The organism is Chloroflexota bacterium, from assembly GCA_014360825.1.
Classification (GTDB): Bacteria; Chloroflexota; Anaerolineae; order UBA2200; family JACIWT01; genus JACIWT01.
Genome location: JACIWT010000003.1, coordinates 44,945 through 57,747 on the forward strand (window position 1 = coordinate 44,945; position 12,803 = coordinate 57,747).

Here is a 12,803-nt window from a genome sequence, read left to right on the forward strand (position 1 = left end):
TCATCTGTTCAGCGGGTTACGACTAAACCCACACCCAGTAGGGCGCGGCTGTCCAGTCGTTCACCCCGCTCGTTGACAACGTAAAGTCGGTCACCTGACAACCGCTGATATAAACCAATTTCCAAGTACAAAGGACCAGGAGGCGTGTCCGGCGCGATAGTCAGAGCGTATTCATCCTTCACTACCTCTCCGGGCGCCCAGAAAAGCGTGGAGTAACCGTCCTGGGGTAGTTTATCATGCTGCCCCCGGATCTGGCTCCCGCTATCGAGCAAATGTGTGAACACTGTGTAGTGGCCAAAAACTCTCTTTTGGGGCTGCCAATACAAAGTCAGGTGTATCGTCCCCCCGGGTACAGCAGTGAAGAGTGAAGACTTATCGCTCTCTCGTGGCTCTGCCACATCGAATCCCAAAAGCCGAATGGATTGTTCGAATGTGGTATTCAACTTGTAGGACATTGGGGGGACTGTGAACGCCCTCGGACGCGTCTCTACAACGATCGTTAAGGGCAAACGACGCGGGTCTCCGTCTTCTGGTGTGACTACCGCATAGTATATACCGGGTTGAGTGCGGTAGTCCACCAGGAACAGGTGTTGGCTGTAACCACTCTCGTTAACGCATTGGAGCGGCAACTCAGTCCAGGGTTTCCATCGGTATCCCTCATCGTCGTGATTGCGAAGTTCCAAGCAAACAGACTGTGGGGGTAGTGACCTCATCGTGCCAATCCATTCGAGTTGGATGATAAGGCTGTCTCGGTAATGCAATTTGGTGTACCCATCCCGGTTTATCCTGCCCCCAACTGAACTGTAGCCGCTCAATGTCAGTCCGTTCCCCACATCCAGGTCTAACGTTTGACCCTTCGCGTGATGGCTTATCTCCTTCTCGACCTCTAATGAGCCGATGACGACCTGCGACACAGCCCCGGCCTCCCGCATAGGCCGAGCGAGTAGCACCTGGGCGTTGTCCGCATTCCATAAGGAGAGTTCCAGGAAATATGTTCCTCCCACCAAATTTGGCGGCAGCAAGAGCACGTGAGCGTCTTCCACATAATCGCCGGCATCCCAGGCAGATGTGGGGTAACGCCCCTGGGCCATCTGCTGTGCGGAGATGGCATAGACACCACCGCCATCTACCAAACTCAGTTGTGTCACGATGTCGCAGTCCATTGTGGCACTAGCGTGCCAGTATAATGTTACCTCTACTTCCCCGCCTGGACGTGCCTCGGTGTCGGTAGAATAACCCAGGAGGGTGGGTCCACCTTCGAATTCCACCTGGCAAAGGTGTTGAATCGTATGGGCGGGGAATGGAGTGGTGCGCACCGGCAGACTGGGCCCGTAGGCCGGCAATAAGAAAGCATGAAGGCAGACGGCTGAGAGAAGGCATAGCGCCCCGCCAATACCAGCCGTCAAGCACATCCCCCGCTTCTGGCCTGCCCACTCCCACAGGCCGACGAAGAGCAATATGGCGAAACCGGAGATAGCCGGAAAGAGGTGCCGGCCTTGGGCTGTGTCAGGCAGGCGAGCCATGACTCCGTAGAACATAGCCTCTACGCCCAAGAATGCCAGGAATTGGAGGGCCAACAGTCCGAATGTCAGACCCCGATCACCCAGCCCCTGGCGTTGGAGATGGCGACAGGCGCGAACCAATAGCCCCACTAAGGCCAGCACACATAGGGATGCGACCACAAGATATACCCAACTGTCCGCCTGCACCGTCATTGGACCGTAAAAAGCCCAGAACGATTTAAAAAGCAGACTTGCCCAACGCGCTGGCTCGTGTCGGAAAAAGGAGATAATTGCTCCTGGAAAAGCAGTCAGGCCGGCGCCTGCTGTCCCCTCGCCCACAGAAGTGAACCAACGCTCCATATGCACTACATCCAACCAAAGCAAGAATGCTGGTAGTCCACTGCTAATCGGTGTTTGCTCGGATAAAGGGCGGATATACGACAACCACGGCCCAGCGATCACCATGCTCAACACTACGGTGCACATCCCCCCGATGGTCAATTCTCGCACCGATCGGCGCCGGAAAGAGGCGACCGCGATCACTAGCAGTGCCAAAGGCAAGAGCACCAAGGTATAGAACTTGGTCAGGCGCGTCAAGCCCAGAAGAATGCCCAACGCGACATAATCCAGAGTTCTCCGTTCTCCCTTGAGGATACGCACCAGAACAAGCAGTACCAGAGACGATAGAGCAATCGCTAGGTTGTCGTTGTTGATCATTGCGCTGATATATATGAACTGGGGAACGAACGCATTGATGGCCGCGGCCCCCGCTGCAACCCATGGCTCATCGGGATAGAATTGGCGGGCGATGGCATAAGTGGTAACAATGGTAACAACGCCGAAAATGGTTGAAAGTAGACGAACCAGGTGCCATGACAACACGACGCCCCGATAAGGTAAGCCCTCGTCGGCGGTGTGCATAACCGCATGCTCAATCAGCACTTCGCTTGGAATACTGTGGCGCGGGTAGAGATTAGGGTCAAGAAGTTTGAGCGTAGGGCCATCCGAAGTATCCACCCAAGCGGTCGCGATCGCGCCTATGATGTGATAGAGGGGCGGTTCGTGCCCTTTATAGCCTGCTGTGGCGCGCTCACTGGCCGTCTGGGGCAGCCGGTGGATCTGGAGGATGTACTGGATGAACTGGAAGTGGGCCAGTTCGTCTGGAGCTTCGCCCAAGGGAACCGTTATATTGTAAACCAAACAGAGGGCGAGGAACGCCATCAGGATAGCGAGCAATATCCAGTGCCGAGATAGATGGGTCAGTATTCCTGGCGAAACATTTGGCATAGGGAATTCTCTTCGTCCCATCGCTACGCCTCGGCTCACGATTCGGCGGGCAAAACCCGCACTTTGCTCAGGAACGCGCGGTCATCCACCACTTGGCCGCCTTCCCCCAGTACACTAAGGCGTTTTTCGCCCAGGTAAAATCCTATCTCAATCTCGTAAACTCCAGCCGGCGTCTGGTCATTCAATCTCAATTCATAGTGATCCTCGATAACCTGACCTGGCACCCAGGTGGAGGTAGGCGCATTACCGCCCTGCGGCCAACTGTCCATCTGTGCCCAGATACTGTTATTGGGACCTAAAACGTGGGTGAAAACGCTGTAATTGTCCCGTACAGGGCGGAGGCATTTCCAGAACAGCGTTAGGTGAAAGGTTTCGCCTGGTCGGGCTACCTGGCGGTCTAGATCATAGCCAACCAGCGCAATGCAGTTGTCGAAATTGATATACACGGGATTTGGAATGCCCTCCTGAGGGCTAACCGCAATGGTAATCTCGCCGAATCGCACGTGATCACCGACAGGTTTTCCCTCTATGTAGGCAGGCAGACGTTGGCCAGTTTCTACTGTGTACAGGCCTACCTCAACCTGTGCCGCTTCTGTGGCGAGTGCCACCGGAGATACCTTGAGGGCATAGGTATCCCGAATAGTATCCCCTGGCTTCCACAGGGTGGTAGGGAATTTTCCCAACCCGGGGTATGTGTCCCTCTGGCCGAGGATCAAATCGCCTGGCGCCAGCAGGTGCACGAAAACGCTATAATTGCGCTCCATCTCTTTTTGTGCTTGCCAGTATAGTGTCACCTCGAGCCAGTCGCCGGGTCCCACTGCATCCGCACTTAATTCGTAGCCCAGCAGGGTAATCTCGTCGTTGAATGAGACGTGCAGTGGATTGAGAATGGCGGCTGTTTCTGTCGGTGATAGGAGAGCAGGCCTGGCGTAGGCAGGGGCAATGTATATGAAGGGAGCAACGATCGCAATGGCGAACATAAGCGCAGCCAAAGCCGCCATGCTCCATGGCCGGACACGTGGTGGCGACAGATGCCACAAACCGAGCGCCACGATAAAGGCAATACAGGGCAGGGCAGGGAAGAGGTGTCGCCCTTGCGACGCTATTGTCATCAGGGTCCAGCGCACGAAAGAGGCGAAAAGGATGATAGGCCAGGCCATAAGCAGGGTGATTTTCAGCCAACGTTCGGTGTGGAAACGCCGCTGTAGCCAGGCCCAGACCAGCGCTAAGACACAACTGAGCACGCCGATCTCAGCAATCGCTGTCAGCAGTTGATAGATCCAATGGGCCATCGGTACATTCACTCCGCCGAAAAAGCCCCAGAACGACATAATGAATCCCCAGCGCTCCCCCCACAACTGAAGCAAAGTGGGCGTTGGGTGACGCGGCCCGGCAATGGTAACGAAGACATTGAGGCCCGTGAAATCACCATAGAGCAGCCAATTGCGAATGTACCACCAGCCGGCCACCACTGTCACGCAGGAGAAGACAATAGCACATCCTCGAACCAGGAAGGACCATTCTTTTCGCTGCCAACTTACCAATATCAGCGCCAACATTGCCAATGGCAACAAACCCAGCCCACTCAGTTTCGAAAGCGCCGCCAACCCGATGACCAAGCCCAATAATGCCAGATGGCCGCATCCCGCCCAGCGCTGAGATACCAGACGCACCATCATCCATACCGCAACAGCGCATAGGGCTGTGGCCAGGGTATCGTTATTCACTGATCCGCTAATGAAAAGGAACATAGGATTGAAGGCCGTGAAAGCCGCCGCGCCCACTGCCAGGGGTTCCCTCTCGGGGAATACTTCAACGCAGATGCGATAGGTACACCACACGGTCACTAGCCCCACGAAGACACTGAGTGCGCGGATGATGTGCACTGCCAGCACTGTCCCTTGGTAGGGAAATCTCTCGCGATCAGTATGCACTATCATGTTGATATTGCCGTCGGGGGTGGGAATGCCGATGTCTGCGTGAGGATTGCGCCACAGTATTTCACTAAGGTCGCTCGTGTCAATCCAGAAGGTAGCAAGTGCGGCCACGGCGTAATACAAAGGAGGCTGGCTGCCTTCCTGTCGCCAGAGTTGCTGGGCCGTCGGGTCCTGAATGGGCAGGCCATGCCCGTCAGCAATGTGTTTGACAAATGGATAGTGCCACAGTTCATCTGAAGCCTCGAAAATGGGCGTGACCACACTGTAAATAAGCCCCAGAAGCACGTAAGCACTTAGTACCGAAATGATAGCCCAGTGTGTTTTCCACTCAGCGCGCCAGGACGGCACGGTAAACCTCCAGCGTCTGCTGTGCAATTTTCTCCCAGCGGAATAACTCCGACAACTTGCGCGCCCCTTCCCTCAGCCTTTGCCGAACTTGTGGATCGCTCATCAGCGTTGTAACTCGCGCGGCGATCGCCTCCGCATCATCTACGGAGACCAGGGCCACGTTTTCTCCATCAACCAGTTCCGGCGTCTCGACCTGTGGGTATGTAGTGACAATGGGCAACCCATGGGCCAGTGCGGCCATGAAACTACCGCGTCGGAAACTGGCACCATCGCGGTATGGAAGCACCACGACATCTGTTGCCAACAGGTTCGCTGATACCTCTTCGGCAGGTGTGTACCCCGTCCACTGGACTCGTTTGCGCAACCCTGATTCTTCTATGAGCCGGTCAATGCCTGCGGCGTAAGCGATGTTCGTCGGGTCACTTGAACCAGTGCGCCCACCTATCATGAGCAACATTGCTGGCTTTCCTGTGTCCACCAATAACCTCAATGCTCGGATCAGCGTTTCCCCACCCTTGCTGGCGTTCAAAAAACCGAAATAGCCCAGGAGCCAATCCTCTGCCCGCACGCCCCAGCGCGCACGCCAGGCATCTCGATTATAGTCAGCAGGCGGATGAGGGCAGATGTTGCTGCCGATTGGGATAAGGTGCGGTTCCCGAGGCCTCATCCATGCCCGAAGTTGTAGGAAATCCTCGCGGTTGGTAGCGATAGCTACCTGACTTTCCCGAGCCAATGCCTTGTTCACCCAGGCCCGCAAAGGCCCTGCCTTGGGGAAGAGATATGGCACGCGCACGTCGTGAAATGTAACTACGATTGGCACGCGTCGCCTTACCCAGCGTGAAGCCAGTGGATACAAATTGATGGCTGGATGCAGGTGGTAGGCTGCTGTCTGGTACTGAATATGGACTACGTCGGCGTGCAGGGTTTGCACATATTGGTGGATCGCAGGCCAGCACCTCCACCCCCAGTTCGGAATGACGCGATGCACTGGTAGTGGCTCCGAGGGTTCACTATCACCAACGCCCGTGACCACGACGATTTCAGCACCCAAACTGCACAGGGCACGACCTAACTCGCGGGTGAAATCGCCCACTCCACCTTGTTGTGGTGGGTATTCGGCGGTCAGCAGGACAACTCTCACGCTATCCCCTTTGTAGGAGTGCGCAGGCCTGAGCGGAGCACCTGTGCATAGGCACGCACCCGCTCTGCCCTTAGCGACCGTTTGTGGCCGATCAGCCACTTCAGTCCCTCGAGGACCATCTGATAGAAATATGTGCCCAGCAAAAACCAACGTAGTATTTCGCCCCAAAGGCCAAAATACTTGCGGAAGTAATACACCTTGCTGCTCTGAAAATAGATGTGGCGCTGTGGCACTACCTGGCTACTCGAGCGGCCCTCGTAGTGTACTACCCGTGCCGACGGCAAGTAGACCACGTGCCAGCCACGTTTTACCAACCGATGGCACCAGTCCATCTCCTCAGAGTACATGAAAAAGCCCTCGTCCAGCGGTCCTACCTGATCAAGAGCCTCCCGTCGCATCATCAAGCACGCTCCCACCACCCAATCTACTTCTTGCTCTTCCTCATCAGAACGGTCCAAACAGTAATAACGGCTGAGGATGCGATTGTGCGGGAACCATTGCTGCAGGATCGTGCTTTCCAGGAAGGCGGTTGCCAGTGTGGGGAAACGACGCCGCGAAGACTGCACATGACCGTCGGGGTAGATTAGTCTGGGTCCAAGTGCGCCTACGCTGGGGTGTGCATCCATATAACGCACCATGGTCGAAAGGGCACCGTCTAACACCTCGGTGTCAGGATTGAGTAACAAGATATAGCGCCCCTTGGCGGTAGCAATGCCCTGGTTGTTCGCCGTTGTGAAACCCGCGTTGCGTTCGTTGGCGACCAGCTGCACTTGAGGGAAGCACTCCCTTACCATCTGAGGGCTGCCGTCCGTTGAGGCGTTATCCACCACGATGACCTCGATCTCCAGTCCATCGCTGGCATGGAAGACCGATTCCAGGCAATGCGCCAAGAGATCTTTCACGTTCCAGTTCACTATCACTATAGAAAGGTCTATCATACCGGACCCCGCTGGAGATGGTTGCCGACAAGGGGTGTATGCAGTTCGCTCTGTGTGGATAGGCTCAAAAGCCGAAGAGACGGCGAGCGTTCACCGTTGTGGCCTGGGCGATTGATTGAAAAGAAATCCCCCGCGTTTCTGCTACCTTCGTGGCTATGAGGCGCAGATAAACGGGTTCATTGCGCCGACCCCGGTATGGCATCGGTGCCAGATAGGGACAGTCTGTCTCTACTAGCAATCGTTCTAACGGTACCCTCGCTATTACTTCTCGCAATCTAATCGCGTTCGGAAAGGTGACAGAACCAGCGGTCGAAATGTAGAACCCCATTTGAATGGCTTCTTGGGCTGTCTCCAGGCTGCCAGAGAAACAGTGCATCACACCCTGTAGCCCTGCTCCGTCTGCCTGTAGCATCTCCAACACCTCTCGGTGTGCGTCTCGATCGTGAACGATAATGGGCAACCCCAATTCTTTGGCCATCCTTAGTTGTGCTCGGAAGGCGCGTCGCTGATCGGGGGCAGGCGACAAGTTACGGTAGAAGTCCAATCCAATTTCACCGATAGCGATCACTCGGGGATGCTTTGCCAATTGCCGTAATTCTTCCCAAGTCCTTTTGTCCGTTTCCTTTGCCTCATGAGGATGCACTCCCACTGCAGCGAATACGCCTTCATACGCCTCCGCAATCGCCACAGCGCTCTTACTGGAAGTGATATTTGTGCCCACAGTGATAATGAAATGCACGCCGGCCGCCACTGCGCGGCGGATGGTTTCTTCCAAATCGTGCTCGAACTGAGGATCATCTAAGTGGGCGTGTGTATCAACCAAGACAGGCACATCTGTGGTAGCCACTACGAATCCTGCTCCAACCCAGCGATTTCCAGCCCTGCTTCCAGGATGGGCTGCACCAAATCCTGGCGTGTGGTTTCCGTATAGATGCGGATAAGGGGTTCCGTCCCAGAGAAGCGGATGAGCAGCCAGCTCCCGTCCTCTAAGTTGAACTTGAAGCCGTCTTTAGAATCTATGTGCAACACCTTAAGTCCGGCAATCTGGTCACATCGGCAGGATTGGACACGGGAGGTTACTTCGCCCCGATCTTCAGGCGGAAAATGGACGTCTATCCGGTCGTAGTAGTGGGGCCCAACTAGCGAGTACAGATATTCGACAAGCCTGGAAGGTGACATATCTTTCCGAATCATCAGATCCAGCAGGAAGAGCCCCGCTACAATGCCATCGCGTTCGGGGATATGCCCTTTGAATCCGAAACCACCGCTTTCTTCACCGCCGAAGATCGCATCTTTCTCCATCATCATCGGCCCTACGTATTTGAAACCCACTGGCGTTTCATAAACCGGCAGATCGTATAACTTCGCCAATTTGTTGGCCATCGCAGTCGTGGTAACAGTTTTAATGATAGGGCCGCGCATTCCTCGGACTTCAAGTAGGTAGAGCAAAAGCAGCCCGTAGACCTGCAACTGGTTGATGAAGTTGCCCTGCTCATCCATGAGGCCGATGCGGTCAGCGTCTCCGTCAGTGGCCAGCCCTGCGTTAGCCTTGTGCTCAGCGATAGCCTGGGCCAGTGCTTTGAGGTTGTGGTCAATGGGCTCGGGATGATCGAGGCCCGGGAAAAGCGGGTTGCGGACGTTGTGGATTTCAATCACTTTCGTTGTGCCATCATCCAGCAAAGTTGGGAAGTAACCCATCCCTGCGCCAAACATAGCATCTACAACAACGGTTAACCCCGCCTTTTTAATAGCCTCTACATTCACCAGCCTTTTCACTTGTTCTAAGTATGCTGGACGGGGGTCGAGGTCTCTCACGAGCCCCTTCTCACGGGCCCGCTCGAGGTCTATGTACCTCACCTGGATTTTACCCGCCTGGGTTGCGCTAATGTGCTTCTCCAAGGCAGCGACAACTTGAGGGGAGGCGCTGCCCGCGTAGTCTGGTTTGTACTTGAAGCCATTCCAGATGCCAGGATTGTGACTGGCGGTAATGATGGCAGCGCCGGCGGCCTTGCGATCCAGGATAGCCCAAGAAATGGCGGGTGTGGGCGCGGGCCGGTCACATAGATAGGCGACGATGCCGTTCCCTGCCATTACTTCCGCCACAGCCGCGCCGAAGTTCTCGGACAAGAAGCGCGTGTCATAGCCTACTATCAGGCCGCGTTGAGTGTCGTTAGTCTCCTTCAGATACTCGGCCACAGCCTGTGCACAGATGCGCACATTCTCAAATGTGAAATCCTCAGCGATGATCGCCCGCCAGCCATCCGTGCCGAATTTGATGACCCCGCTCATCGTCCTTTCCCTCAACCTCGTTGTTTTCGCACCAATTCTAGATCTGCATCCACCATCATTTCGATGAGCTGCTTGAATGAGATCTCTGGTTTCCAACCCAGCACACGACGAGCCTTACTGGCGTCGCCTACCAGTTGGTCTACCTCCGCTGGGCGGAAGAATTGTTTGTCCACTACTACGTGGTCTTGCCAATTGAGCCCCACGTAAGCAAATGCCATCTCGCATAACTCGCGCACAGAATGGGTCTCCCCTGTGGCAATGACGTAATCATCCGGTTTATCTTGCTGAAGCATGAGCCACATTGCCCGCACATAGTCACCAGCGAACCCCCAATCTCGGCGTGCGTCCAGATTGCCCAAGCGCAATTCTTTCTCCAGGCCCAGTTTAATCCGCGCCACACCATAACTCACCTTGCGGGTGACGAATTCTAACCCCCGTCGTGGCGACTCGTGGTTGAACAGGATGCCGGAACAAGCGAACATATCATAACTCTCACGGTAGTTCACTGTGATCCAGTGCCCGTACACCTTTGCCACACCGTAAGGGCTGCGCGGGTAGAAGGGCGTTCTCTCATTTTGAGGGGACTCGCCCACTTTACCAAAAACCTCGCTACTGGATGCCTGATAGAAGCGGATACTGGGATCCACCAAACGAATGGCCTCCAACATCCGAGTTACGCCCAGGGCAGTGAATTCACCAGTTAGTACCGGCTGTTTCCACGAGGTAGGCACGAAGGATTGAGCCGCTAGATTATATACCTCATCGGGCCGATATTCACGCACGATATCGAGCAGGGAACCCTGGTCAAGTAAATCGCCCTGTGCCAGTGTTACCCTATCTTGGATATGACGGATACGCTCAAAGTTCAACGTGCTGGTGCGGCGCACCATGCCGATGACATCGTAGCCTTTCTCAAGCAGGAATTCGGCCAGGTATGAACCGTCTTGCCCGGTGATGCCTGTGATTAATGCTTTGGTCATTGGTTATGCTGCCTCCTCACCTTTGTGCGCCAGTCATCCAGAACGTCAGCCAACGTGCGCTCAAAGGGTATTTGTGTTTGCCAGCCTGTTAGAGCGCGGAACTTACTGCAATCGCTTAGCAATTCAGGGACCTCTGAGGGCCTCATACGTGCCGGATCTTGTTCGATCCTGACCGCGACTGTGCTCAGCGACTGGAGAATAGTCAGCAACTCCTGGATGCTGTGCGAGCGCTCAGAGCCAAGGTTATAGACCTCGCCTGGTTCTCCCATAGTGATGGCCAGATAATACCCACGCACGATGTCTCGCACGTCGCTGAAATCACGCTTGGCACTAAGATTGCCGACGCGCACGACTGGCTCGCGCTGCCCCAACTCGGCCTCAGCAATCTGTCGGGCGAAGGAGGATGCCACAAATGCATCGCTCTGGCGCGGGCCCAGGTGATTGAATGGCCGCACCCGGATAGCAGGCAACTTGTAACTCACGGCGTATTGGTAGCCCAAGAGGTCTTGGGCGACCTTACTGACCGCATAGGGACTGGAGGGGCGCAGAGGATTTGTCTCGCGGATGGGGAGTTCGCCCGGATGGACCAAGCCGTACTCGTCTGCTGAGCCGATTACCAGTACCCTCGGCATGGGATCAAGGCGCACCGCGGCTTCCAGGATATTGAGTTGAGCGCGGATATTATTCTCCAACGTAGCCCATGGATCTTCCCACGACTTGGGCACAAAAGACTGAGCAGCGAGATGGAAAATATAGTCTGGTTGCATCTCGGCGCAGAATTCCTTCAGTGCTGCGGCGTCCATTAGATCCACTTTGCGCAGGGTCAATTGCGAGTGTAGATGGGCAACGTGACCCCCACTCGAGCGAATGGTGCCCCACACTTCCCAGTCCGTGTGCTCAAGCAGGTATTCAGCCAGATGGCTCCCAGCGAAACCAGCGATGCCCGTGATCAGTGCTCTCAGTGCCCCGCCTCCGCACCCAAATTGATTCGATGCCCTTACCTTATTAAGAGTATTTCAACTTATTATAGCCTGCTTTGACTAGTAACGCAAAGCCGCCCGCGGTCTTTGCAAAGGCCCGCAGGCGGCAAAATAGCTCTCAAGAGCGTAACTATGTCCCTGCTTCCCACGATTCCAGATACTGTTTCTGCGATGGTGTCAGTGTGTCTATCTCCACGCCCATAGCACGCAACTTGAGCCGAGCGATAGCCTGGTCAATCTCGGTTGGCACCGGGTACACTTGTTTCTCCAACTCTCTCGCGTGTTTCGCCAGATACTCTACGCTCAATGCCTGGTTGGCGAAGCTCATGTCCATGACGCTGGCGGGGTGGCCCTCGGCGGCGGCCAGGTTCACCAACCGTCCCTCGCCCAATAGCGAGATACGCCGCCCATCGTGCAGAACGTACTGGTCCACATACTCGCGCACGCGACGTTTCTCCACAGCCAGCTCCTCTAATGCTGGTATATTGATCTCGACGTTGAAATGGCCCGAATTGGCGAGTATCGCGCCGTCTTTCATCACCTCGAAGTGAGGCTTATCCAGCACGTTGATATCGCCAGTGGACGTAACGAAGATGTCGCCGATTTTGGCTGCTTCGAGCATGGGCATCACCCGGTAACCATCCATGACTGCCTCTAAGGCGCGAAGGGGGTCTACCTCAGTGACAACGACGTTCGCCCCCATGCCGCGAGCACGCATGGCAATGCCTCGCGAGCACCAGCCATACCCACCAACTACGAGGGTCTTGCCCGCTAAAAGGATGTTGGTAGACCGAACAATGCCGTCAATGGTAGATTGCCCTGTGCCGTAGCGGTTGTCAAAGAGATGCTTGGTCATAGCGTCGTTGACGGCGATGATGGGATAGCATAACACGCCATCTTTGGCCATTGCCCGTAGGCGAATGACGCCGGTGGTGGTCTCCTCAGTGCCGCCCAGGACATCGTTGAGTTGCTCGCGGCGTTCCTTATGCAATGTGGAAACCAAATCCGCACCGTCGTCCATAGTGATGTGGGGTTTGTGATCGAGCGTGGCCTTGATATGTTCATAATACGTGACGTTATCCTCGCCTTTGATGGCGAATACCGGTATTTCCAGGCGCATCACAAGTGAGGCCGCTACATCGTCCTGAGTGGAGAGCGGATTGGAAGCGCAGAGTGTCACGTCGGCTCCACCGGCTTGTAAGGTGCGCATGAGATTAGCGGTCTCCGCGGTGACGTGCAAGCACGCCGCGATGCGTAAGCCACGTAGCGGCCGCTCGCGTTCAAAGCGCTCGCGGATTAACCGTAGGACTGGCATCTCCTGCTCGGCCCATTCGATGCGGTAATGACCCTTGTCTGCCAACCCCGGATCTTTGATATGGTATTCTCTATTCGTCACTCGGC

General features: G+C 55.4%; 9 protein-coding genes. All 9 read right to left on the reverse strand.

Features of this window, described 5'->3' with window-relative positions; all coding sequences use genetic code 11:
• Positions 1-8 precede the first annotated feature (8 nt).
• The 9 genes from H5T64_02690 to H5T64_02730 all read right to left on the reverse strand — a co-directional run bounded on the left by H5T64_02690 (position 9) and on the right by H5T64_02730 (position 12,798).
• Entirely contained in the window at positions 9-2,789 is a 2,781-nt protein-coding gene (locus H5T64_02690) for a glycosyltransferase family 39 protein (protein ID MBC7263247.1), read from the reverse strand.
• A 35-nt stretch (positions 2,790-2,824) separates the two neighbouring features.
• Positions 2,825-5,074 (reverse strand): glycosyltransferase family 39 protein, encoded by a 2,250-nt coding sequence (locus H5T64_02695; protein ID MBC7263248.1) that lies wholly within the window; start codon positions 5,072-5,074, stop codon positions 2,825-2,827.
• Positions 5,055-6,215, reverse strand: a complete 1,161-nt coding sequence (locus tag H5T64_02700) for a glycosyltransferase family 4 protein (protein MBC7263249.1) — start codon at positions 6,213-6,215, stop codon at positions 5,055-5,057. Before H5T64_02700 ends, H5T64_02695 begins: the two co-directional genes overlap by 20 nt.
• Entirely contained in the window at positions 6,212-7,153 is a 942-nt protein-coding gene (locus H5T64_02705) for a glycosyltransferase family 2 protein (protein ID MBC7263250.1), read from the reverse strand. Before H5T64_02705 ends, H5T64_02700 begins: the two co-directional genes overlap by 4 nt.
• 64 nt (positions 7,154-7,217) lie before the next feature.
• Entirely contained in the window at positions 7,218-7,985 is a 768-nt protein-coding gene (locus H5T64_02710) for a TatD family hydrolase (protein MBC7263251.1), read from the reverse strand.
• A 14-nt stretch (positions 7,986-7,999) separates the two neighbouring features.
• Positions 8,000-9,442: a phosphoglucomutase/phosphomannomutase family protein gene (locus H5T64_02715; GenBank protein ID MBC7263252.1), complete on the reverse strand. Its 1,443-nt coding sequence runs from the start codon at positions 9,440-9,442 to the stop codon at positions 8,000-8,002.
• Positions 9,443-9,453: 11 nt separating this feature from the next.
• Positions 9,454-10,422, reverse strand: coding sequence for a GDP-mannose 4,6-dehydratase (gene gmd / locus H5T64_02720; protein ID MBC7263253.1), 969 nt, complete (start codon positions 10,420-10,422; stop codon positions 9,454-9,456).
• Positions 10,419-11,384, reverse strand: a complete 966-nt coding sequence (locus H5T64_02725; GenBank protein MBC7263254.1) for a GDP-mannose 4,6-dehydratase — start codon at positions 11,382-11,384, stop codon at positions 10,419-10,421. Before H5T64_02725 ends, gmd begins: the two co-directional genes overlap by 4 nt.
• 148 nt (positions 11,385-11,532) lie before the next feature.
• On the reverse strand, positions 11,533-12,798 hold the full coding sequence (locus H5T64_02730) for an adenosylhomocysteinase (GenBank protein ID MBC7263255.1): 1,266 nt from the start codon (positions 12,796-12,798) through the stop codon (positions 11,533-11,535).
• Between the last annotated feature and the right edge of the window lie 5 nt (positions 12,799-12,803).

Excerpts from the sequence above, each read along its gene's own strand:
- H5T64_02705 (MBC7263250.1), bottom strand. The coding sequence starts at position 7,153 with ATGATAGACCTTTCTATAGTGATAGTGAACTGGAACGTGAAAGATCTC.
- H5T64_02715 (MBC7263252.1), bottom strand. The coding sequence starts at position 9,442 with ATGAGCGGGGTCATCAAATTCGGCACGGATGGCTGGCGGGCGATCATC.
- H5T64_02690 (MBC7263247.1), bottom strand. The coding sequence starts at position 2,789 with ATGCCAAATGTTTCGCCAGGAATACTGACCCATCTATCTCGGCACTGG.
- gmd (MBC7263253.1), bottom strand. The coding sequence starts at position 10,422 with ATGACCAAAGCATTAATCACAGGCATCACCGGGCAAGACGGTTCATAC.